At 39.8% G+C, this 22807-nt stretch carries 22 protein-coding genes; 19 read left to right on the top strand and 3 right to left on the bottom strand.

What is annotated here, in order from left to right; all coding sequences use genetic code 11:
• Window positions 1-58 precede the first annotated feature (58 nt).
• The 3 genes from rbsK (at window position 59) to PSF28_RS19705 (ending at window position 3479) form a co-directional block, all read left to right on the top strand.
• A complete protein-coding gene (gene rbsK / locus PSF28_RS19715) occupies window positions 59-988 on the top strand; it encodes a ribokinase (protein ID WP_004915011.1) in 930 nt (309 codons plus the stop codon).
• A gap of 108 nt (window positions 989-1096) precedes the next feature.
• Window positions 1097-2404 carry an L-fucose:H+ symporter permease gene (gene fucP, locus PSF28_RS19710; protein ID WP_210835698.1) on the top strand — a complete coding sequence of 436 codons (1308 nt, stop codon included), beginning with the start codon at window positions 1097-1099 and terminating at the stop codon, window positions 2402-2404.
• A gap of 58 nt (window positions 2405-2462) precedes the next feature.
• Window positions 2463-3479: an aldose 1-epimerase family protein gene (locus tag PSF28_RS19705; RefSeq protein WP_272685519.1), complete on the top strand. Its 1017-nt coding sequence runs from the start codon at window positions 2463-2465 to the stop codon at window positions 3477-3479.
• A 33-nt stretch (window positions 3480-3512) separates the two neighbouring features.
• On the opposite strand, the gene PSF28_RS19700 is transcribed toward PSF28_RS19705, so the two are convergent.
• Window positions 3513-3920: a DUF2750 domain-containing protein gene (locus PSF28_RS19700; protein WP_272685518.1), complete on the bottom strand. Its 408-nt coding sequence runs from the start codon at window positions 3918-3920 to the stop codon at window positions 3513-3515.
• Window positions 3921-4063: 143 nt separating this feature from the next.
• Between PSF28_RS19700 and PSF28_RS19695 the strand changes: the two genes are divergently transcribed.
• From PSF28_RS19695 to ycaC, 6 genes are all read left to right on the top strand, one after another.
• A complete protein-coding gene (locus PSF28_RS19695) occupies window positions 4064-5083 on the top strand; it encodes a mechanosensitive ion channel family protein (protein WP_210835695.1) in 1020 nt (339 codons plus the stop codon).
• Between the two features lie 272 nt (window positions 5084-5355).
• On the top strand, window positions 5356-7515 hold the full coding sequence (locus PSF28_RS19690) for an ornithine decarboxylase (RefSeq protein WP_272685517.1): 2160 nt from the start codon (window positions 5356-5358) through the stop codon (window positions 7513-7515).
• A gap of 98 nt (window positions 7516-7613) precedes the next feature.
• Window positions 7614-8549, top strand: coding sequence for a uridine-preferring nucleoside hydrolase UriH (gene uriH, locus PSF28_RS19685; RefSeq protein ID WP_272685516.1), 936 nt, complete (start codon window positions 7614-7616; stop codon window positions 8547-8549).
• A gap of 3 nt (window positions 8550-8552) precedes the next feature.
• Window positions 8553-9026, top strand: coding sequence for a DUF6882 domain-containing protein (locus tag PSF28_RS19680; protein ID WP_210835692.1), 474 nt, complete (start codon window positions 8553-8555; stop codon window positions 9024-9026).
• A 240-nt stretch (window positions 9027-9266) separates the two neighbouring features.
• Window positions 9267-9476 (top strand): YdgH/BhsA/McbA-like domain containing protein, encoded by a 210-nt coding sequence (locus PSF28_RS19675; RefSeq protein WP_109912594.1) that lies wholly within the window; start codon window positions 9267-9269, stop codon window positions 9474-9476.
• A 136-nt stretch (window positions 9477-9612) separates the two neighbouring features.
• Window positions 9613-10239, top strand: coding sequence for an isochorismate family cysteine hydrolase YcaC (gene ycaC / locus PSF28_RS19670; protein ID WP_210835690.1), 627 nt, complete (start codon window positions 9613-9615; stop codon window positions 10237-10239).
• Window positions 10240-10313: 74 nt separating this feature from the next.
• On the opposite strand, the gene PSF28_RS19665 is transcribed toward ycaC, so the two are convergent.
• Window positions 10314-11831, bottom strand: coding sequence for a phosphoethanolamine transferase (locus PSF28_RS19665; protein WP_272685515.1), 1518 nt, complete (start codon window positions 11829-11831; stop codon window positions 10314-10316).
• Between the two features lie 229 nt (window positions 11832-12060).
• On the opposite strand from PSF28_RS19665, the gene dusA reads away from it, so the two are divergent.
• Complete coding sequence (dusA, locus tag PSF28_RS19660) at window positions 12061-13098, top strand: tRNA dihydrouridine(20/20a) synthase DusA (protein ID WP_210835748.1); 1038 nt, start codon at window positions 12061-12063, stop codon at window positions 13096-13098.
• A 60-nt stretch (window positions 13099-13158) separates the two neighbouring features.
• On the opposite strand, the gene PSF28_RS19655 is transcribed toward dusA, so the two are convergent.
• A complete protein-coding gene (locus tag PSF28_RS19655; RefSeq protein WP_210835686.1) occupies window positions 13159-14142 on the bottom strand; it encodes a quinone oxidoreductase in 984 nt (327 codons plus the stop codon).
• A gap of 213 nt (window positions 14143-14355) precedes the next feature.
• Between PSF28_RS19655 and dnaB the strand changes: the two genes are divergently transcribed.
• The 9 genes from dnaB to PSF28_RS19610 all read left to right on the top strand — a co-directional run bounded on the left by dnaB (window position 14356) and on the right by PSF28_RS19610 (window position 22804).
• The gene (dnaB, locus tag PSF28_RS19650) at window positions 14356-15768 is read left to right on the top strand and encodes a replicative DNA helicase (protein WP_042848859.1); all 1413 of its coding nucleotides are present in this window, start codon (window positions 14356-14358) and stop codon (window positions 15766-15768) included.
• Between the two features lie 294 nt (window positions 15769-16062).
• Window positions 16063-17145 carry an alanine racemase gene (gene alr, locus PSF28_RS19645; RefSeq protein ID WP_210835835.1) on the top strand — a complete coding sequence of 361 codons (1083 nt, stop codon included), beginning with the start codon at window positions 16063-16065 and terminating at the stop codon, window positions 17143-17145.
• Between the two features lie 104 nt (window positions 17146-17249).
• Complete coding sequence (locus PSF28_RS19640) at window positions 17250-18446, top strand: amino acid aminotransferase (RefSeq protein WP_115166560.1); 1197 nt, start codon at window positions 17250-17252, stop codon at window positions 18444-18446.
• Window positions 18447-18872: 426 nt separating this feature from the next.
• The gene (locus tag PSF28_RS19635) at window positions 18873-19433 is read left to right on the top strand and encodes a fimbrial protein (RefSeq protein ID WP_210835830.1); all 561 of its coding nucleotides are present in this window, start codon (window positions 18873-18875) and stop codon (window positions 19431-19433) included.
• A 93-nt stretch (window positions 19434-19526) separates the two neighbouring features.
• Window positions 19527-20240 (top strand): fimbrial biogenesis chaperone, encoded by a 714-nt coding sequence (locus tag PSF28_RS19630; protein WP_210835828.1) that lies wholly within the window; start codon window positions 19527-19529, stop codon window positions 20238-20240.
• Window positions 20215-20793, top strand: coding sequence for a fimbrial protein (locus PSF28_RS19625; protein ID WP_272666226.1), 579 nt, complete (start codon window positions 20215-20217; stop codon window positions 20791-20793). The genes PSF28_RS19630 and PSF28_RS19625 overlap by 26 nt, the downstream gene beginning before the upstream one ends.
• Window positions 20794-20801: 8 nt before the next feature.
• Complete coding sequence (locus PSF28_RS19620) at window positions 20802-21335, top strand: fimbrial protein (RefSeq protein ID WP_210835824.1); 534 nt, start codon at window positions 20802-20804, stop codon at window positions 21333-21335.
• A gap of 10 nt (window positions 21336-21345) precedes the next feature.
• A complete protein-coding gene (locus PSF28_RS19615; protein ID WP_210835822.1) occupies window positions 21346-22050 on the top strand; it encodes a fimbrial biogenesis chaperone in 705 nt (234 codons plus the stop codon).
• 1 nt (window position 22051) lies between these two features.
• Window positions 22052-22804, top strand: a complete 753-nt coding sequence (locus PSF28_RS19610) for a fimbrial biogenesis chaperone (protein WP_247605251.1) — start codon at window positions 22052-22054, stop codon at window positions 22802-22804.
• The last annotated feature ends 3 nt before the right edge of the window (window positions 22805-22807 follow it).

The following is a 22807-nucleotide window of genomic DNA, read 5'->3' as shown; positions in this document are numbered from 1 at the left end:
GCAACATGATAATGTTGTTATCATATCATTATGTGATTTATTTAACACGAGGGACATTATGGATATAGCAGTTATTGGTTCAAACATGGTTGATTTGATCACTTACATCGATCAAATGCCAAAAGAAGGCGAAACGTTAGAAGCGCCAGCTTTCAAAATTGGTTGCGGTGGTAAAGGTGCGAACCAAGCGGTTGCTGCTGCTAAGTTGAATTCAAAAGTGATCATGTTAACCAAAGTGGGGGATGACATTTTTGCAGATAATACGATCCGTAACTTGGAGTCTTACGGTATTAACACCCGTTATGTGGAAAAAGTACCTTGTACGTCAAGTGGCGTCGCCCCTATTTTTGTTAATCAAAACTCCTCAAATAGCATTTTGATCGTCAAAGGAGCAAATAAGTTTTTATCCCCAGAAGATATCGATCGCGCGGCGGAGGATCTGAAAAAATGTAAGTTGATCGTTCTGCAATTAGAAGTCCAGCTGGAGACGGTTTATCACGCGATCTCATTCGGTAATAAACACGGGATCCCTGTGTTACTGAATCCCGCCCCCGCACAACGTACACTCGATCTCGATTTTGCTTGCCGTTGTGATTTCTTTGTCCCGAATGAAACGGAACTTGAAATTTTAACCAATATGCCAGTCGACACCATGGATAACATTCGCCGTGCTGCACAGTCTTTATTGGATAAAGGGCTAAAAAACGTCATCGTAACATTAGGGGAAAAAGGGGCGTTATGGATGACCCGCGACAGCGAGTTACATATACCCGCAATTAAAGTGAATGCCATTGACACCAGTGGTGCAGGGGATGCCTTTATCGGTTGTTTCTCTCATTACTACGTCCATACGGGGAATATTGAAGAAGCACTGAAAAAAGCCGTTCTGTTTTCGGCCTTCAGTGTGACAGGGAAAGGGACTCAATCTTCTTATCCAAGTGTTGAGCAATTTAATGAATTTGTGCAAATCAACACCGCTAATGAATAGCTAAATAATAATAGTCCAACGTAGCTATATACCCTTTGAATAATTAAGTGGTCATCAGAACCACATAGCCACTCATCGGGTATAAATTATAAAAATATAAGGGTTACTATGAACATTAAGAACATCACTCAGTTACCGGATGGCTACCTGAGTAAGACGCCTCTATTCCAATTTATCCTACTATCGTGCCTGTTCCCACTGTGGGGATGTGCCGCAGCATTGAATGATATTTTAATCACACAGTTTAAAAGTGTTTTTGAACTCAGCAACTTCGCCTCGGCTTTAGTACAAAGCGCATTCTATGGTGGTTATTTTTTAATCGCCATTCCTGCGTCGTTAGTGATCAAAAAAACCAGTTATAAATATGCCATTATGGTGGGACTGATCCTGTATATCGCGGGTTGCAGTATGTTCTTCCCAGCTTCCCATATGGCGACTTACACCATGTTTTTAGCGGCCATTTTTGCGATTGCGATTGGTTTAAGCTTTCTTGAAACTGCCGCGAATACCTACAGTTCAATGATTGGCCCGAAACAATACGCCACGTTGCGTTTAAATATCAGCCAAACTTTCTACCCAATTGGTGCAGCGGGTGGGATTTTGCTGGGTAAATATCTCGTCTTCTCTGAAGGGGATAGCTTACAAAACCAAATGGCCGGTATGAATGCGGAGCAAATCCATGAATTCCGTTTAGCCATGCTGGAAAATACCCTCGAACCGTACCGTTATATGATTATGGTATTGGTCGTTGTAATGATTTTATTCCTTATTACCAAGTTCCCTAAATGTAAGGTGGCAGAAACGCAAGACCATAAGCGCCCATCCGCATTGGATACGCTCAAGTACTTGGCGAAAAATAGCCGCTTTAGAAAAGGGATTATCGCCCAATTCTTATATGTCGGAATGCAAGTGGCAGTATGGTCATTTACTATTCGCCTCGCATTAGAAATGGGGGATATCAACGAACGCGATGCATCGAATTTCATGGTGTATAGCTTCGCTTGTTTCTTCATAGGTAAGTTTATCGCCAATATTTTAATGACGCGTTTTAATGCAGAAAAAGTATTGATTATTTACTCGGTGATTGGCGCGCTGTTCCTAATTTATGTTGCATTTATTCCGAGTTTTACAGCGGTCTATGCAGCGGTGATGGTCAGTATTCTATTTGGACCTTGCTGGGCAACCATTTATGCAGGCACTTTGGATACTGTGGATAATGAGCATACTGAAATGGCCGGGGCGGTCATTGTGATGGCGATTGTCGGTGCTGCGGTTGTCCCTGCTGTTCAAGGCTATGTCGCAGATATGCTGCACTCATTACAACTTTCATTCCTCGTTTCCATGTTGTGTTTCGTGTATGTCGGTATTTACTTTGTTGGTGAACGCCGTTTTAAAGCGAAACAAGCCACGAAATAGTCTTCAAACTGGGTAGCGTGTGCTACCCAACTTCTTTTATTAAACCGTGAGTATGAAAATGAAAACATTGATACCGCTTCACAAAAGCTTATTTACGGAAAACCCGACGCTTATTCTAAAAAATAACCAATTTACTGCCACGGCATTTCGTTATCACACTGGCGTGGAAGGGTTACGAATTGAAAATCAACAAGGGCATTTAACTATTTTGCCTTTTTTAGGACAAATGATTTGGGATGCGGAATTTTGTGGCCAAAATCTGAAAATGGAAAATATGTTTTCAGCGCCAAAACGTGTTCCAACAGTAGTTGAAACCTACGGTTGCTTTGCATTCCATTCAGGTTTAATCAGCAATGGTTGTCCTTCTCCAGAAGATTCACATCCATTACATGGAGAAATGCCCTGTGCATCAATGGATAGCGCTTGGCTGGAACTGACAGACGAAAGTTTGAACGTTGTCGGCGAATATGAGTATGTGATGGGTTTTGGTCACCATTACCATGCGACACCGTCAGTGCAATTAAATGCGGGCAGTGCATTATTTGATATTCATATGTCAGTCACCAATTTAGCATCGGTTCCTATGCCTCTCCAATATATGTGCCATATGAATTATGCTTACGTGGAGAATGCAACGCTAACACAAAATATTCCTGAAAATGCGATTAAATTGCGTGAATCAATACCGGGGCATGTACAGCCAACTGAAAAATGGCTCGAATTTAATGAAGCATTGAAATCTGGCAAAGTCTCATTAAATCAGCTTAATCAGCCACAAATGTGTGACCCTGAAATTGTGTTTTTTATGGATGACCTCAGCCAATATACCGCAACGCCTGAGTTTAGGATGATTTCACCCGCAGGAGATACGTTTGTTACGCGTTTTAAATCTAACCAACTAAATTATGCAACTCGTTGGATTTTGTACAATGGTGACCAAAAAGTTGGCGCATTTGTATTGCCTGCCACTTGTCGTCCAGAAGGCTTTTTAGCCGCAAAAAATAGCCAAACTCTGATTTGGTTAGAAGCGGGGCAAACCCGTGAATTCACCGTGACCACCGGTGTTGAAAAGTAGTTCTCGTAATAAAAGGCAGTGAATTGCTGCCTTTTACTCATATTGCTGACATTCTTCTTCTAAATCAGCGAGAAATGCCGCCGCATCATAAACTAATGTTTTTTTCCCATCAGGTTGCATCATCAACGCAACCTTAATATTTGCTTCATGCATATCAGGTAAAATTTCTGTCATCAAGTGTTCAAGAGTAAATAGCATTGGCGTAAAATTCGCCCACTCACCCGTTAAACACAACTCAACATACGCTTTGGCAGGCCAGAGGGGCAGAAAGAGGCATTTTTCATCATTCCATGCGGTAACGAGGTTTTCCCCATCACCGAGGCTCCATACCTGCTCCCAGTCAGCTATTTTACCAATGAAATAGTTATACTGTTGGGACAGCCTAAGTGCATGGACATTGTCTATTTCTTTGTCATTTGGGGAAAATAGGTTGTTATTCATTATTGGATAATCTAAAAAGTAACTGATAATTATTGGGAAAATTATCTTTATAATTGTTATCTTAATAACAAGATAACGAGAAATAATACACAGTAAAACAAATAAAAATAAGATCTATCAGGTAAATTTTAGGGCGGTTAGAAATGATAGAAGTATTACTTGAAAAATATGCGATTGGCATGACCTTAATTGCGGCTTTTCTCGCAGTCTATTTAGTTTTTGAGGTTGTACATAAACGACGTAAACATAAACATAAGCGCAAAAGTATTTTGATCCATGTGGTTCAAACTCTTGTGCTGTGTGGCGTGGTTATCGTTATTGCTCAATATGTAGACATGGCAGCAACGGATTTTGATTTAACCTTTATTTCAACTTCTCTGGTTAATTTTGTCACCATCTCATTGATTACATTGATTTTAATGAGGAAGCTGTTCCAGTTAGCTAACCGATTAGAAAAAACGCAGATTAAAAAAGGTAGTGACCCTACTTCGGCACGTATTGTCGCCCGTGTATTTAAAACCGCAATATTTGTCATTATGGTGCTACTGTTTGGTGAGCATTTTGGGATGAGCCTTTCTGGTTTGATGGCATTTGGCGGGATTGGCGGTATTGCTATTGGTATGGCCGGCAAAGATATCCTGAGTAACTTTTTCTCTGGGTTAATGCTCTATTTTGATCGGCCCTTCAACATTGGTGACTGGGTCAGCTCACCGGATCGAAATATCGAAGGAACGGTGGTTGAAATCGGTTGGCGGATCACCAAAATTATTACGTTTGACCACCGCCCGCTATATATCCCCAACTCGGTTTTTTCTTCTATTAGTGTGGAAAACCCAGGGCGCATGACTAACCGGCGCATTAAAACTGAAATTGGTTTACGTTACGAAGATTCAGACAAAATTGGGGCGATTGTCGACGATATCCGCACAATGTTACAACAAGATGCGAATATCGATACCAGTCAAACCTTATTAGTTTATTTCGATGCTTTTGCCGACTCTTCGTTAAATATTATGGTGTATTGTTTTACCAAAACAACAGTTTGGGCTGAATGGTTAGCGGCGCAACAAGCCGTGTATTTGAAGATCATTGAAATAGTTAAACGCCACGATGCGGACTTTGCATTCCCATCACAGACTTTGTATGTGGAAAAAAACAACTAACGTCCCATTACGGATAAATTGACCGATTAATTGGTGGTGATCACCGGGTTAATTGGTTAATTTATCTTTTTATTATCTTTATGATGGCCTAAAGTATGGGGGAGTGGAGTGTGATGAGATAGAATTTTTATGCTATTAACCAGTGGCTTATAAAATATATTCGACTTTCTAAATCTAGCTATCTTTTCTTACCATGCTAATCATTTCAATTCCCTGATCTATCAAGTATATTGTCCGCCTCTTTTCCTCAGCTAACTAAGAGCCAGACTGCTATGAACAAAATCAATGTGGCATGTAGCCAGGGGGTCGCAATCTATTTCACTAATCAATTTCAGTGGGTAGATATTCGCGATGCACAGTTAAACAATATTGCCGCTGTAGTGCTATCTGAACAAGATGCCAACCAAGGGCTGTGGGAAAGAGTCGTTGAGAGTCAGCTGAGTATTCCGCTGTTTATCATCAGTGATAAACAGCGGGCAACCGATGAAAATTTACCGCCTTATTTGACGGCGCTATTACCACCCGCCCCTGCTGCTCGTGAAGAAAATAGTCGTCAATTACTTGATGCTGCGAATCAATATCTTGAGCAGTTATTACCGCCATTTTTTGCTCGAATGATGGATTATGCTGCGGGTCATAATGTGACTTTTGCCTGCCCAGGGCACCAAGGCGGCCAATTTTTCCGTCGCCACCCGACAGGGGAACAGTTTTATCAATTTTATGGTGAAAACCTGTTCCGTACCGATTTATGTAATGCGGATGTCGCAATGGGCGATTTATTGATCCACGAAGGCGCAGCTAAAGAAGCGCAGAAATTTGCTGCGAAAGTGTTCAATGCGGACAAAACTTATTTTGTATTAAATGGCACTTCATCATCCAATAAAGTGGTGCTAAACGCGCTATTAACACCGGGTGATTTAGTTTTGTTCGATCGTAATAATCATAAATCAAACCACCATGGGGCGCTGATACAGGCAGGGGCAACACCTATCTACCTTGAAACGGCACGTAATCCTTTTGGTTTTATTGGTGGTATTGATGCGCACTGCTTTAGCGAAGGTTATTTACGTAGACTTATCCAAGAAGTGATGCCAGAAAAAGCGCAAGCTAAACGGCCATTTCGCTTAGCAGTGATCCAACTTGGAACTTATGACGGCACTGTGTATAACGCAAGGCAAGTCGTTGATAAAATAGGTCATTTATGTGATTACATTTTATTCGATTCTGCGTGGGTCGGTTACGAACAATTTATTCCCATGATGCGCCAGTGCTCGCCATTGCTACTTGAATTAAATGAAAACGATCCCGGGATCATGGTCACTCAGTCAGTTCATAAACAACTGGCTGGTTTTTCTCAAGCGTCACAAATCCATAAAAAAGATAATCATATCAAGGGTCAAGAGCGCTTTGTTTCACACAAAAAACTCAATAATGCTTTTATGATGCACGCCTCTACCAGCCCATTTTATCCTCTATTTGCTTCTTTAGATGTCAATGCACGTATTCACCAAGGTGATGCAGGTAAAATGATGTGGATGGACTGTGTGAAAGTGGGAATTGAGGTAAGAAAATCGATATTTCAGCACTGCCGCTATTTTAAGCCTTTTGTCCCTGAAATTGTTGATGGCAAGTTATGGCAAGAATACCCTACAGAGCAGATCGCCGCTGAGCAGCGTTTCTTTAACTTCATACCGCAAGAGCGTTGGCATGCATTTGAGGGTTATGCGCAGGATCAGTACTTTGTGGACCCTTGCAAATTGATGCTAACGACCCCGGGTATTGATGTTGAAAGTGGAGAATATGAAGCTTTTGGTGTACCTGCGACGATTTTGGCGCATTTTTTGCGTGAACATGGCGTGATCCCTGAAAAATGTGACCTAAACTCAATTTTATTTTTGTTAACTCCTGCAGAAACACATGAAAAACTGGAACTATTAGTATCTCATTTAGTTCGTTTTGAGCAATTACTGGATGAAGATGCACTATTGGAAGAGGTTTTGCCATCGGTTTATCAGCGTTATCAGGCGCATTACCAAGGCTACACCTTGCGTCGTTTGTGCCAAGAAATGCACCAGCTCAGTGTGAATGACAACATTAAGCAGTTGCAAAAAGAGATGTTCCGTAAAGCGCACTTCCCTGAAGTGAAAATGGCACCGCAGCAAGCACATTTAGAATTTATTCGTGGTAATTGTGAATTATTGCCATTGGATGAATTAGAAGGGCGTATTGCCGTTGAAGGGGCATTACCGTACCCTCCGGGCGTATTGTGTGTTGTACCTGGTGAAGTATGGTCGGGGCCAGTACTGCGTTATTTCAAAGCGTTAGAAACCGGTATTAATGCGCTACCCGGTTTCGCTCCTGAATTACAAGGCGTGTATATTTCGAAGAATGAAGGTGAGAAAAAACGTGTCTATGCACATGTTTTAAAATAAATTTCCTAATATTCAGATATTAAGCATAGATTTTACCTTACTAGCTCGTTAAATTGGAGTCAGTGCCATTTCTGACTCCAATTTTAATAAGGTAAGGTATGAGCAAAAAAATAATCCTCGATTGTGACCCCGGCCATGACGATGCTATTGCGTTATTACTGGCTTACGGTAACCCAGATATTGATCTATTAGCGGTAACAACGGTTGCTGGCAATCAAACCCTCGAAAAAGTGACTCATAATGCACTCGCTATCGCTGAAATGGCGAAAATTACAGATATTCCCTTTGCTGCTGGCTCGGTACGTCCTTTAGTTCGAGAAATTGAAGTTGCACCTGACATTCATGGGGATTCAGGGCTTGATGGGCCTGTATTACCGACCCCAACATTGAAGCTTGATGAAAGACATGCCGTTTCACTGATTATCGAAACTATTATGTCTCACCCCCCTAAAACGGTAACTTTAGTGCCTACTGGCGCATTAACCAATATTGCGCTTGCTGCTCGCCTTGAGCCTCGTATTGTCGAGCGAGTTAAAGAAGTGGTGCTGATGGGAGGGGGCTATCATGTTGGGAATTGGAGTGCGGTAGCTGAATTTAACATCAAAATAGACCCAGAAGCGGCTCATATTGTTTTCAATGAAAAATGGCCGTTAACCATGGTGGGCTTAGACCTTACCCATCAAGCGCTGGCAACTTCTGATGTGGTGAATAAAATTGCTGCGATTGGCAGTGATTGTTCACAGTTTGTCGTCGAACTACTGGATTTCTTTGGGAAAATGTACAAGCAAGCCCAAGGCTTCGATGCGCCCCCCGTACATGACCCTTGTGCGGTTGCTTATGTTATTGATCCGACTGTAATGACCACACAAAAAGTCCCTATAAATATTGAGCTTACTGGGACACACACGTTAGGCATGACAGTGGCTGATTTCCGCCATCCAGCGCCTGAAAATTGCCATACTCAAGTTGCTGTTAAATTAGATCATCATAAATTTTGGCAGTTAATTATCAATGCATTAAAAAATATTGGGTAATCAATGGATAATGAAATAGAACAAATGCCTTATGAGGCATTAATTGAACGTAGCATGAACGCGTTACAGGCTAAAAACCAATTTCATTGTGATACATGGAAATTAGATGAAGCAGATTGGTCAGTAAACCAAGATGAAGGAACCATTATTTTTCATGCACCTGATAATCTTATGGCAACAGCACCGGTGCAAATTGTTGGTACTTATGACCAAAGCCAAGGTAGTTGGATGTGGAGTTGGGCAAACAGTTCTATCGACAGCGCTTTAACACAAGATGCAATCGCGGTGAAAGCTTATGGTGAGCGGAAAGACAATGCATTATTAACCGCTCGCATTAGTCAAATCGAAGAATATGACGTATGGCAATTAACGGCATTAGCCTGCGAACTCAATAGTCAACAAGGAGTATACCGTGGAATTGCGGGGCATACTTTGATCTTTATGACATTTGGTGAGGTTTCTCTTCAACAAATCTAGTATTTGAATGCCTTATGACGCATTAAATAAGGCATTTAAACACCTTATTTAGCTCGATGTATTTCTCCACTTAACCATCAATAAATCTCTTTCTTATTTCACTTACATATATATCATTCAATTTAATTGAACTAGATGGGCGATATTATTAGCTTTAACCTAAATGTGATTATCGATAAGATACCTTCATCGCAGACAACAAGGGTTGTCTCATTGAATAATAAGTGAAGGAATTAAACTATGAACATGTTAAAAACTTTGATGACAGCTTCTGTATTATCTTTCGTTGCATTTGGTGCATCAGCAGCAACAATTACTGCAACAGGTGATACGCTGGCTTCAACAGAAGCAAAAATTGCAGCTAAAGCGAAAGCAGCCGGTGCGGATAGCTATACAATCACCAGTGCTCGTATGGGAAATTTTGTCACAATGAGTGCAGAAACTAAATAACGAATTGTGTGAATTCATCTTGTTGAAATATTTTTGATGAAAAGTGGTGTTTTAGAGCAGTAAGTAGATTAAATGCCACTTTTGTTTTATCTAAACCAACATAGAGTACTTTTCTAATCATTGAGGAGTCGCTGATATGAGCTTTAAATATAACCGCCTAGATAAAGATAATGCAGCTGTATTACTTGTCGACCATCAAACGGGTTTGTTATCGCTAGTTCGTGACCAAGATCCAGACAAATTCAAGAATAGCGTGTTAGCACTAGCCGATCTGGCAAAGTATTTTAACTTACCAACTATTTTGACGACATCTTTTGAAGATGGTCCTAATGGCCCATTAGTTCCTGAATTAAAAGAAATATTTCCGGATGCCCCTTTCATTGCCCGCCCAGGCCAAATCAACGCGTGGGATAACGAAGAGTTTGTCAAAGCTGTCAAAGCCACGGGTAAAAAGCAGCTAATTATTGCCGGTGTTGTGACAGAAGTGTGTGTGGCCTTTCCTGCACTATCTGCACTGGAAGAAGGCTATGAAGTTTTTGTTATTACTGATGCCTCAGGTACATTTAACCCAATAACACGTGATGCCGCATGGGATAGAATGTCAAAAGCAGGAGCTCAGCTAATGAGCTGGTTTGGTGCTGCTTGTGAATTACACCGTGACTGGCGTAATGATGTGGAAGGGTTAGGGACGTTGTTTTCAAACCATATCCCTGATTACCGTAACTTAATGACTAGCTATGCACTGCTTTCTGCGAAAAAATAGTGTGTGACTGAGTATTAAAATGACATAATTGGTTTAGTAACCCCCGATATGTATTTGCGCATATCGGGGGTTATTTATTTAATACTATCATCTGATAGCTGGTCATAATCGATGTGTTGTTGGTCGGAGTTAACAACTGTATTTTGGTTACTACAGTCGTCATTCGATAACATTTTACAAGATGTATTTCTATTATCTTGTTTTATTCCTAGCCATTCTGAAAATAAATCAAATAAATAAAGCCCACTTCTTCGTGCTTGTATTATTTCTTTCTTATCAGAATCAGATGAGGTGATAAAAAGTGGGACATCAAAATTTTGATGGCGGCTATAGCCATGAATTAGGTCTTGCTGTTGGTCGATAAAAGAGAGCCCATGGTCTGAAAAATATAACATAGACCAAGTTTTTTGGGTTTTTGATAGTTCAGCGTACACTTGAGAAAGAAGTAAATCGGTATTTTTTATACTCTGAATATAACAAGATAAGTCTTTGCTTTTATAAAATGTATCGTACTGCTCAGAAACTCTTGTGCAAAATGGTGAGTGGCTACCAATTAAGTGAATAACAATTAACTTTTTAGGGGCAGGGTTATTAAGTGATTCAATAAACTTAGGTAAGACTGGACCATCATCCGAGATTACCGTATCAGAAATTTTTGCTTTACCACTAACAAAGTACGTTTTTCCCGCTTTTTTAGCAATAGAAGCGACAGGGCCATCATGTTTACCACTTTGTCCTTGTCGTGATATCCAAAACGTACTAAAGCCTGCTTTGTTTGCCAATGTAATGATGTTGTTAGGCATTGTTGGGTACATAGAAAGGCTTCTTGATAATGATAAATTCGTAGATCCTGCTGCTGAGATGTAGTTATTATAAAAAACGCCATTAACGTTGTTCATAAAAGGTGTGTTATTGATAGGAAACCCATAGTTATTCATGAAATCACGGCGCACACTTTCGCCTATGATGACAACATAAGTGTCATATGGACTATCAGTGGTGAGAGAACCGAAAGTGTTATCCCCTTCTATCGATTTTTTTTCTTTATCTAAGTAGTCTAAATAGTACAAACTTTCAGTAAAAAATCTAATTTCAGGAAGGCCAGATGTTAAAAACAGTTTCGGGCTGTTGCTATAAACCGCTTTGAATGGTTGTATCAGTACCACGATAATAAAAAATGAAAATCCACCTATTCTTATTTTCTTACTAAAATTGAATTTAATTCGGCAAATAAAAATTCCAAAAAAGAATAGTAGGATAGACCAGATATAGTACCTTAAGTTTATATTGCTAATAAACCCTTTAGCTTCTTCGGTATTAGTATAATAAAAGGATGAAAAAATATTATAGTCAGGAGGACCATAAAGTACGCCAACAGGGAAATAAAACGATGCAACTACAGTGTAAAATAAGATAGTAGCCAAATAGAGTTTTCTATACTTATTTAAGAATATAGCGAATCCCGTAATAGCCAGTACATAAAAAGGCTTAAAGTGATACCCCATAGCATAATGGACAAGCGTAAAAAATAGAAATATTAAGAGTACATTTAATAAGAAACTGTTTTTAGTGAGAAATTTTGCTACTGGCATATTTTTATTTTGGGGTTTTATACGTTAACTTTATGAAAAATGTAACAACATACTTTTATCTTGTCACGAAAATTGGTTCTTTAGCTATTAATTTTTTGTCATTGTAAGAACAATGAGAGTGGTATTGCCGCATAACTTCTACTCTATCCTCATTTTTGCCTGTGCTATAATAATCTATCTTAACTTTTTATGCCAAATTAATACATTGATGACATTCAACCAGGTAAAAATGCACGGAAACACGACAAATATAAAAAACAATGAAAACAAGAGTTTTCAAGGTAAGACACACTATACCAACCTAAACCGATTTTCCGTTGCGCCGATGCTCGATTGGACAGATCGCCATTGCCGTTACTTTCACCGCCTATTAAGCAAAAATACCTTGTTGTATACCGAAATGGTCACAACGGGAGCGATTCTTTACGGGAAAGGGGATTACCTTGCTTTTAGTGAGGAAGAGCATCCAGTCGCATTACAACTTGGCGGCAGCGATCCAACTGCATTAGCACAGTGTGCGAAACTGGCTCAAGAACGTGGTTATGATGAAATTAACTTAAATGTGGGATGCCCATCAGATCGCGTCCAAAATGGGCGTTTTGGCGCTTGTTTAATGGGTGATGCCCAATTGGTTGCCGATTGTGTGAAGGCCATGCAAGACGTGGTTTCTATCCCGGTAACCGTAAAAACGCGTATTGGAATTGATGAGCAAGACAGTTACGCGTTTTTATGTGATTTTATTGAAACCGTTTCTGATAAAGGCGGTTGCGAAATGTTTATTATTCATGCGCGTAAAGCATGGTTATCAGGCCTTAGCCCAAAAGAAAATCGTGAAATCCCACCGTTAGACTACCCGCGTGTTTACCAGCTAAAACGTGATTTTCCGCATCTGACGATGGCCATTAATGGCGGTATTAAAACCTTAGAAGAAGCCAAACAGCACCTTCAATATTTAGATGGTGTGATGGTGGGGCGTGAAGCCTATCAAAATCCGTCAATTTTAACCGCAGTCGATAACCAATTGTTTGGTGAGCACTTTCCTGTCACCAATGGTGTTGATGCGGTTAGGGCAATGTACCCTTATATAGAAAATGAATTAACAAAAGGCGCTTATTTAGGCCATATGACTCGCCATATGTTAGGAATTTTTCAAGGTATCCCCGGTGCACGCCAATGGCGCCGTCATTTAAGTGAAAATGCACATAAAAAAGGCGCTGACTTAGCCGTTGTTGAGCAAGCTCTGGAGTTTGTCACTCGCGGTGAATAGCTTAGTGCGAAGAGAAAAGAAAAAGCGCCAATTGGCGCTTTTTGTATGTTGGGCGGCTGATTACGGAATTAATAAACTTGAGCCTTGGGTTTTCCTCGATTCGATGGTGATATGGGCTTTTTGCGCATCTTTTAGGGCAAAAATTTGTGATTGCGGCACATCTACATTCACTTTTCCGCTTAAAATCATATCAAATAAGGCATTACTAGCTTGGTCTAGCTCAGCGCGGTTAGTCACATACACACCAAGTGATGGGCGAGTGACATATAACCCGCCTTTTTGGTTTAAAATCCCTAAATTTACACCGGTGACAGGGCCTGAGGCATTACCAAAACTAACCATCAAGCCACGGCGTTTGAGCGAGTCTAACGAGGCAAGCCATGTGGATTGCCCTACAGAATCATACGCCACATTTACTTTTTCGCCATTAGTGATTTCTTTCACGCGAGCTGCAATGTCTTCTGTTTGGTAGTTGATGACTTCCCATGCCCCGGCATCTTTGGCTCTTAATGCTTTATCCGCAGAACCCACAGTGCCTATCATCTTAGCACCGAGTGCGTTTGCCCACTGGCAAGCTATCAGCCCAACACCACCTGCTGCGGCATGGAACAGAAAGGCTTCATCACGTTTCAGTTGATAGGTTTGATGGAATAAGTAATAAACCGTCATGCCTTTTAATGAGCTGGCGGCGGCTTGTTCAAAAGTAATACTATCAGGGAGATGGGCAACCGCACTCTCAGGCACGTTATGGATTTCGCTATAAGCGCCTAAAGGGCCTTGCGCATAAACGACACGGTCACCTGGTTTGAAACCTGTAACATGTGCACCTGTTTTCACAACAACACCCGCTGCTTCTGTACCTAGACCACAGGGAAGTTGAGCAACAGGATATAAGCCGCTGCGAACGTAGGTATCGATAAAGTTAATCCCGATAGCCCGGTTTTCAATTTGAATTTCGTTATCTGCTGGATTTGCTGGGGAATAATCTACCAAGTTAAGTACGTCAGCGCCGCCATGTTGCGCGAATTCAATACGTTTTGCCATGACAATCTCCAATAAGGACTATTCGTTTTAATTACAATAACAATCGTTTTATCATAACGCCATGTTTCAATCAGAAGAATTATTGGTTTGTGCTTTGTATTGTTTATTTTGATTGGTATCTTGCAAAGGAAAGACGTAAAGAAAACCACAACTCAAAGCAGATTGGCGTATACTACGGCTCTCTTGGTTAATTATAGACTTGGATATTAATGTATGGCTAAAAAACCCTCATCGAATTTTAAAACTGACGCCCCTCGAGACCATCAAATGGAAGGGTTGAAACTTCCACCTCATTCTCTCGAAGCGGAGCAGTCTGTTTTAGGGGGGTTAATGTTGGATAATGAGCGTTGGGATACAGTCTCAGAGCGTGTTACCCATGCTGACTTTTTTAGCCGTCCCCACCGTACTATTTTTGCACAAATGCAGATCCTGCTTGAGCAGGGTAAGCCCATTGACTTAATCACCTTGTCAGAATCCCTTGAACAACAAGGTGAGCTGGATAGCGTTGGGGGCTTTGCTTACTTAGCCGAGTTATCGAAAAACACTCCAAGTGCGGCGAATATTAATGCTTATGCTGACATCGTCCGCGAACGTGCCATTGTGCGTGATATGATCTCTGTCGCTAATGATATTGCGGATGCAGGGTATGATCCTCAGGGGCGTAGTAGTGAAGATCTTCTCGATTTTGCCGAAACCAAAGTTTTCCAAATTGCAGAATCTCGTGCGAATAAAGACGAAGGGCCGAAAGGCATCGAAGCCATTTTGTCGGAAACCGTTGAGAAAATTGAGCAACTTTACCAACAACCACACGACGGTGTTACTGGGGTTTCAACAGGTTATCAAGATCTCGATAAAAAAACAGCAGGCTTACAAGGCTCTGATTTAATTATTGTCGCTGCACGTCCGTCGATGGGGAAAACCACCTTTGCGATGAACTTGTGTGAAAATGCAGCAATGACGGAAGAAAAACCGGTACTGATCTTCAGCTTGGAGATGCCCGGCAACCAAATTATGATGCGTATGTTGGCATCATTATCCCGCGTTGACCAAACTCGCATTCGTACTGGGCAGTTAGATGATGAGGATTGGGCGCGAATTTCAAGCACGATGGGTATTTTGATGGAAAAGCGCAACATGTACATCGATGACTCTTCGGGCCTGACTCCTACAGAGGTACGTTCACGTGCGCGTCGCATTTATCGTGAGCATGGTGGTTTAAGTTTGATCATGATTGACTACCTCCAATTGATGCGAGTTCCTGCTCTTTCTGATAACCGAACGTTAGAAATTGCTGAAATTTCTCGCTCACTTAAAGCGTTAGCAAAAGAGCTTAATGTTCCCGTAGTGGCGTTGTCACAGTTAAACCGTAGTCTTGAGCAGCGTGCAGATAAACGCCCTGTTAACTCGGACTTGCGTGAATCAGGGTCTATCGAGCAGGATGCGGACTTAATCATGTTTATCTACCGTGATGAAGTTTATCACGATAACAGTGAACTCAAAGGCGTTGCGGAAATCATTCTCGGTAAGCAACGTAACGGGCCAATTGGTACGGTGCGGTTGACGTTTAATGGGCAGTGGTCTCGGTTTGATAATTACGCGGGGCCTGCGTATAACGACGAAGACTAAATACTCGTCATATTTTACACTGTCGCGGTGTTGGTTACACTCAACTACGCGAGCCACATACTTATGTATGCTCCCCGCGATATCTTCGCTTGCCGCCTAGCGACACTGCAAACTATTTAGAGTATTGACGTTAGAGTATTAAAGCGAAACTACCTTAAATGATTTTTTTCTTTATAAAGAAACAAGATCGAATGGAAATTGATATTTTTTAGCGTATAACAAATAGAGAACATATTGAGCTGCCAAATGGCAGCTCAATTTTTAGCGGGTTTAGAGAAAAAGAACGAGGAAACAATGAAAGCGGCAACCGCATTGATAAACCGCCGCGCTCTGCGACACAACTTGCAACGGGTGAAAGAAATTGCACCAAATAGCCGAATGATTGCAGTTGTCAAAGCAAACGCTTATGGTCATGGATTAGTAGGGGTTGGTCAGGCAGTAGAAGAGCTGGTGGATGGCTTTGGTGTGGCAAGACTCAATGAGGCGCTACTTTTACGACAGCATGGCGTGATAAAACCGATTGTTTTACTGGAGGGTTTTTTTGAGCAGTCTGACTTGCTGTTGATGGCAGAGCACCAGATTGACACCGTGATCCATTGTATTGAACAGCTTGAAATGCTAGAAGCGACCAAATTACCTTATCCTCTTAAAGTTTGGATGAAACTGGATACAGGCATGCACCGCCTTGGTGTACTGCCGAAAGATGCTGAAGACTTTTATCAACGTTTACAACGCTGCCAACAAGTTCAGCTTCCTATTAATATTGTTAGCCATTTTTGCCAAGCAGATGCACCTCATTTACCGACAACTGAAAAACAAATTACTTGTTTTAAACAGTTTATTGCGGGTAAAGAGGGAGAAAAATCCATTGCCGCCTCCGCCGGAATTTTACTGTGGCCAGAAGCTCACTATGACTGGGTTCGCCCAGGGATCATGATGTATGGTGCATCCCCACAAGAAGGGAAAAGTGCAAAAGACTTCGGTTTACTTCCTGTGATGACATTAAAATCAACATTAATTGCAATTAGGGAACATTCGGCTGGGCAATGTGTGGGTTACGGTGAAACATGGTGCAGTGATAAAGATACGCTGCTTGGTGTTGTTGCCATCGGTTATGGGGATGGCTATCCACGTAACGTTCCTTCAGGCACACCCGTGTTAATTAATGGGCGAAAAGTGCCTATTGTTGGGCGAATTTCCATGGATATGACCGTGGTGGATTTGGGATTAAATGCCGAAGATAAAGTGGGAGACGACGTTATTTTATGGGGAAATCAACTGCCAGTTGAAGAAATCGCCACACAAACAGGCATTATAAACTATGAGTTACTGACGAAGTTAACCTCTAGAGTTGCAATGGAATATGTAGACGAATAGTCAGCAAAGGGTTATTTTCAGATAACAACGTAAAAAAATGGTGCTAAATATGGCAAATTATCGCTTGGTTTATTTAGCGTAAAACAATGATTAGGAGATGTCCTGTGTTCGAACATGTTGATGCTTATCCGGGCGACCCAATTCTGTCGTTAATGGATGAATTTAATAAAGACACTCGTGAAAATAAAATTAATTTGAGTATCGGTCTTTACTATGATGGTGAAGGAAAAACCCCTGAACTGGCGACAGTCGGTACAGCAAAAGCGGCGTTAAATAAACTGCCAGCAAGCGCATCACTGTATTTGCCTATGGAAGGTTTGAAAGATTACCGTACTGAATTACAAAAATTAGTCTTTGGTGAGGATTGCCCGCTAATTGCACAGGAACGTATCGCTACTGTCCAAACGATTGGTGGTTCTGGTGCGTTAAAAATTGGTGCTGATTTTTTACATCAATATTATCCCGATTCCGAAGTGTGGTGCAGTGACCCAACTTGGGAAAACCATGCCTCTATTTTTTCAGGCGCGGGGACAAAAGTGCATTACTACCCGTATTTTGATGAAAAAACCAAAGGCGTTAAATTTGATGAAATGCTAGCAACATTCAAAAAATTGCCAGCAAATAGCATCATCCTAATGCACCCGTGTTGTCATAACCCAACAGGCTCCGACCTGACTCCTGCACAATGGGATGAAGTCACTAAGGTGGCATTAGAACACAAACTGATCCCATTTTTAGACATTGCTTATCAAGGTTTTGCAGAAGGCATTAATGAAGATGCTTATGCTATCCGAGCGATGGTTAAAGCGGGTTTACCCGTATTTGTTAGTAATTCATTTTCTAAAATCTTTGGTATCTACGGCGAACGCGCAGGTGGCCTGTCGGTGATCTGTGAAAACCAAGATGAACGTGACCGTGTGTTAGGTCAGCTAAAAGCGGGTGTTCGCCGTTTATATTCTAGCCCACCATCTAATGGCGCAAAAATTGTTGCTGCGGTATTAACCAATAGCGCTGAAAAAGCCAAATGGCTAGCGGAAGTGGAAGAGATGCGCTTACGTATTTTAGACATGCGTACGGTACTGGTTAATGAGCTGAAAAAGGCACTACCAAACCAAAATTTCGACCACTTATTAAAGCAACGCGGTATGTTCAGCTACACGGGTTTTTCTAAAGAGCAAGTGGCTCGCCTGAAAGACGAGTTTGCGGTTTACTTGGTTGGAACTGGCCGTGTTTGTATGGCAGGTGTTAATCGCCATAATGTTAAACGTATTGTGGAAGCATTTGCCGCCGTTAGCCAATAATTATTTACTCCCCAAAAGAGTTGTTAAAAAACGTAGGCTTAGCCTGCGTTTTTTTATTTCTTTATATCCCATAGTTAATGATATTAGCCATTCTCAAATAAAAACAATGCGACTACAGATTAATAGTATTTAAGTATATTTTCATGAAATGTGAACAAATATTTCAATGTGAAATTATTAAATAATTGATTTTTATGGTTTATTTTGGTTTTGTTCTTTATTTGTTTTTAAAATTATTCACACTTAATCTGAGTTATCTTACACATTTAATGTTTATTTCTAAAAACAATATTCGTATTATTCTCTCATCGAAACAAGAGATATAAGCTGCTTTATTAATTAAAACCAGTCTTTATTTTTAATTAATGAATGTAAAAAAGAATTTAAAACTTTTAAAACTTAAACTTTAATATGAGAGACACACACATGACTTTATTAAATAAAATTGCTCCAGCATTTATCATTGCATCAACATTATCTATGCCAGCTGCATTTGCTGAAAATCAAGCAGCAACAATTACATTTGAAGCCTTAGTACGTGCAGCAAGCTGTAATGTGTCATCAACAACAGAAGGTTCAATGGTTAACTGGGGAGTATTTACGACTCAAGAATTAGCAAGCGCAACTAAAGGGAATGCGATTGGCGAAACTAAAAATTTCCATTTAACATTAACTGAGTGCTCAGCAGCAGACGCTGGTGATTCAACTGTCTTTGTTCATGCATCAGGTGCTGCTTCACCATTTAATCCATCATTATTTGCTAACTCTGCGGCGAAATCTCTGGCAGTTGAATTAAAAGCAATCGATGCTGATAATAAAGCACAAGATATTTTACCAAATAAAGAAACCCAGATGACTATTGAAGATACGATTGCTAAAGATGGTTTTGCTAATATTCCGATGCAAGCACGACTCATTATGGTTAATCAAGCGACTGTAGGTGATAGCTTGAAAGTACCTGTAACTTTCACTGTATCCTATAATTAAAAGTACAGGTTAAAAAATATTAATATTATGCTACATTAGCAATAGAAATATTTTCAGAGTCCCTTTGGGGACTTTGAACATTAAGGTAACAATATGAAATTTGAAATGTTTCACACCACCAAAATATTTAGTTTTAGTTCATTGTTATTGTTAGCTTCAACATTTTCTTTTGCTGATGGTGTCAGCTTAGATGCGACTCGTATTGTTTATCCTCAAGGGGATAAAAGTGTATCGATATCTATAAAAAATAGTCATTCACAAGTTTCATATTTAACGCGAACTTTTATTACCTCAACGAATAATGATCGTAATGTACCATTTGAGACAACGCCGCCTGTATTTAAGATAGCGCCCAGGTCTCAACAAGAAGTGAGAATTTTAGAAAAGAGCAATAATTTACCGAGTGATAGAGAATCACTATTCTTTTTTCATGCCACAATGATTGCAGGTCAATCTGAAAAGGTAGATGGTGATGGTTTAAATATTGGTTATGATCATGTTATTAAAGTATTTTATCGACCCAAAAATTTGAAATTAACCTCAGAAGAAGCACAGAAAAAACTGTCATTTCAAAGTCAGGGTAACCAATTGAAAGTGACGAATGACTCTCCTTACTATATTAATCTTGCCCAAATAAATATTAATAAACAAAAAATCAGTATGAGTATGGAAAAAGGAAATACAACAATTGCTCCCTATTCATCATTAACTTACCCAATTTCATCCAATATGCAGAAAGGAACAATTACTTGGCGTGCTATCACTGATTTAGGTGGAACGAATGAGTTTAAAGCGCAGCTTCCTTAAATTCCTAGCTTGCTGTGCTGTTATCTTTTCTCTGAGTACAGCATATCATTCAGCGTATTCGCTTACGGAACAAGATGCGAATGTTGACTTGATTGTTAAAGGTCATGTATCAAAAGGTACGTGCGGTTTTACCTTTAGCCATAAAGTGGTTAATTTCTCTCGAGTGCTGACAGTAAAAGATATTAATAATATAGATAATACAAGACTTGTAGAGCCTTTTTCAGTGGAATACCAGTGCCAAGACTATAATAATGAAATATTGCCTGACTTACAGGTAACAATGGCAGCGGATAGTCAGTCTCAAATTATAGAGGGTAAACTGTCACCAAAGAATAATATGACGAATGCAGCCTTTACTTTCTTGCAATGTGATAGTTTGAAAAAAAATTGCACAACAATTAATTTTACTAACCATGAAAGCATTCTTGATTTTCCAATTCAAAATGGAGATAACGAAAAACATTTTGAAGCTAAAGTGGTTAAATTAGACGATTCAGCGATAAAACCAGGAAAACTCAGTGCGGCTATTGTTTTTACGTTCTTACAGCCATGAGGAGAATAATGAAATTAATATTTAGCTTTATTTTATTTAGTTTGTTGTTTATCTCACCTTTCGCATTATCAAATAATAATGCAGAGTTTACTTTTAATGTGAAAGTTATTGCTCAAATGTGCAAAATATCAGTAACTGGCACGTCGACTAATGAAGTTGATTTTGGTAACTTAACATTCTCCGATATCCAAGCAAATAAAGTTCAGCCCATTCCGATTAAAATTTCTCTATCAGATTGTTTAACCAAAAACTTCACTAACTCTTCGGTGAAAATATCACCAAAAAACTATCTTGATACGATTACTTTCATTGATGATCCAACCAAAGGTTTTGGGATTAGTTTTTCTGAGAATGACAATGTTGCAAGTTCAGCGAACATCAGTGATTTTATGGAAAAAGAATCGAATGTCTGGACTCAAATTGATGCAAATAAGTTGGATAAAACACTCTATACATACGTGAGATGTGCATCGGGAACACCTTGTGATCCGCAAGTCGGGAACTTTCAATCCACGATTACATTTTCTTTTATTGTGGATTAACTGAGGCGATATGAAGCAATTAATTACGCTGTTATTTTTGGCATTTTCATTAAGCTTGACTGCTCAGGCCGATGGAATTCGATTAGACCAAACCAGAGTCATTATAAATAGTGACAGTGCTAGCCAAGTTTTTAGTATTTTGAATGATGATAATTCACCATACTTAATTCAAACAGCGGTTACCGATAAGCTGGAAGGAAAAAAGTCACCTTTTTTCATTGTAACGCCGCCATTATTTAGATTAGATGCAAAAAGTAAATTTAGTGCAAAAATATTAGTTAATAATAAGAAAGAGTTACCAACCGATAAAGAATCACTTTTTTATCTTTATACTCGTGCTATTCCTGCCACACAACAGCCAAACGAGCAGGAAAGTAATGCTAAACTTACCTTTGTGACCAATATCATCATTAAGGTCTTATATCGTCCAAATCATTTAGCGGTACCAAACACTAATATATTTGAGCAAGTGACGTTAATCCCAAAAGGGACTGAATGGCAATTTAATAATCCAACACCTTATTATCTCACTGTTGTGAACATAAAAATAAACCAACAAACTTATAAAAAAAACCTGACGTTACCCCCATTTAACCAAACAACTATTGATGGTGTTAATGGTAAAATCACGACAGCAAGCTGGCAAATGATCAATGATTTTGGTGGGTTATCTGATTTTTTTCATTATCCCTTAGCCCCTTCATCGGTAAAATAACATGGGACTACATTTTAATTTGTTAAGGTTACTGAGAGTTTTAGTACTGATTATCGGGGCGCTAACTTATTTTTCAGTTAAAGCGGACTCTGATAACCTAAAATTTTCATTACAACGGCTCACTTATGTGACGGGAGAAAAAAGCGTTTCAGTTAGCTTGCGTAATGTAAGTACCCATGCTTACTTAATTCAAGCGAATATGCAGTGGCTTGATGAAAGAACAGGTATTAATATTCTCAATAAAAGTGAAAGAATTCCTTTTACTGTTACACCTCCCCTGCATAAATTAAATGGTGGTGAGTATTATAGTTGGCGGATTATGTTTACTGGGCAAACGCAAAATTTACCATCAGATAGGGAAAGCGTTTTCCTTGTTCAGCTAAAAGCTATTCCTTCGACAGAACGTCAAATTGAGCAATCACTACAGTTTACGGTTACGCGTTCTTTATTGTTTAAAGTGTATTATCGACCAGTGGAATTAAAAGAAATAACGTTAGAACAGGTGGCGGAAAATCTGTCCTTTCAACGTGAAAAGAATGCATTGGTAGTTAAAAATAACAGCCCTATTTATGCCACTTTTGATAACCTTTCAATAAATGGGCATACATTTAGTGAAGAGGTGCTTTTTTTATCAGTTCCGCCTTTTTCAGAGCAGCGGTTTTATTATGATAACCTACCATCAGGTTCTGTTTCGTGGGCAATTTTAGATGAATACTTATTACCAACAAAACAAAAAGTAAGCTTAATAAAATAATTA

The sequence above is a fragment of the Providencia sp. PROV130 genome, assembly GCF_028482225.1.
Lineage (GTDB): Bacteria > Pseudomonadota > Gammaproteobacteria > Enterobacterales > Enterobacteriaceae > Providencia > Providencia rettgeri.
The sequence above is the reverse complement of the archived record's forward strand: the minus strand, read 5'-3'. Positions and strand labels throughout refer to the sequence as shown.

Coding starts and splice junctions, on each gene's coding strand:
- PSF28_RS19675 (WP_109912594.1), top strand. CDS start 9,267: ATGAACATGTTAAAAACTTTGATGACAGCTTCTGTATTATCTTTCGTT.
- PSF28_RS19625 (WP_272666226.1), top strand. CDS start 20,215: ATGAGTTTAAAGCGCAGCTTCCTTAAATTCCTAGCTTGCTGTGCTGTT.
- PSF28_RS19665 (WP_272685515.1), bottom strand. CDS start 11,831: ATGCCAGTAGCAAAATTTCTCACTAAAAACAGTTTCTTATTAAATGTA.
- dnaB (WP_042848859.1), top strand. CDS start 14,356: ATGGCTAAAAAACCCTCATCGAATTTTAAAACTGACGCCCCTCGAGAC.
- PSF28_RS19620 (WP_210835824.1), top strand. CDS start 20,802: ATGAAATTAATATTTAGCTTTATTTTATTTAGTTTGTTGTTTATCTCA.
- fucP (WP_210835698.1), top strand. CDS start 1,097: ATGAACATTAAGAACATCACTCAGTTACCGGATGGCTACCTGAGTAAG.
- alr (WP_210835835.1), top strand. CDS start 16,063: ATGAAAGCGGCAACCGCATTGATAAACCGCCGCGCTCTGCGACACAAC.
- uriH (WP_272685516.1), top strand. CDS start 7,614: ATGAGCAAAAAAATAATCCTCGATTGTGACCCCGGCCATGACGATGCT.
- PSF28_RS19700 (WP_272685518.1), bottom strand. CDS start 3,920: ATGAATAACAACCTATTTTCCCCAAATGACAAAGAAATAGACAATGTC.
- dusA (WP_210835748.1), top strand. CDS start 12,061: ATGCACGGAAACACGACAAATATAAAAAACAATGAAAACAAGAGTTTT.
- PSF28_RS19635 (WP_210835830.1), top strand. CDS start 18,873: ATGACTTTATTAAATAAAATTGCTCCAGCATTTATCATTGCATCAACA.
- rbsK (WP_004915011.1), top strand. CDS start 59: ATGGATATAGCAGTTATTGGTTCAAACATGGTTGATTTGATCACTTAC.
- PSF28_RS19690 (WP_272685517.1), top strand. CDS start 5,356: ATGAACAAAATCAATGTGGCATGTAGCCAGGGGGTCGCAATCTATTTC.
- PSF28_RS19610 (WP_247605251.1), top strand. CDS start 22,052: ATGGGACTACATTTTAATTTGTTAAGGTTACTGAGAGTTTTAGTACTG.
- PSF28_RS19655 (WP_210835686.1), bottom strand. CDS start 14,142: ATGGCAAAACGTATTGAATTCGCGCAACATGGCGGCGCTGACGTACTT.
- PSF28_RS19680 (WP_210835692.1), top strand. CDS start 8,553: ATGGATAATGAAATAGAACAAATGCCTTATGAGGCATTAATTGAACGT.
- PSF28_RS19615 (WP_210835822.1), top strand. CDS start 21,346: ATGAAGCAATTAATTACGCTGTTATTTTTGGCATTTTCATTAAGCTTG.
- PSF28_RS19695 (WP_210835695.1), top strand. CDS start 4,064: ATGATAGAAGTATTACTTGAAAAATATGCGATTGGCATGACCTTAATT.
- PSF28_RS19705 (WP_272685519.1), top strand. CDS start 2,463: ATGAAAACATTGATACCGCTTCACAAAAGCTTATTTACGGAAAACCCG.
- PSF28_RS19630 (WP_210835828.1), top strand. CDS start 19,527: ATGAAATTTGAAATGTTTCACACCACCAAAATATTTAGTTTTAGTTCA.
- ycaC (WP_210835690.1), top strand. CDS start 9,613: ATGAGCTTTAAATATAACCGCCTAGATAAAGATAATGCAGCTGTATTA.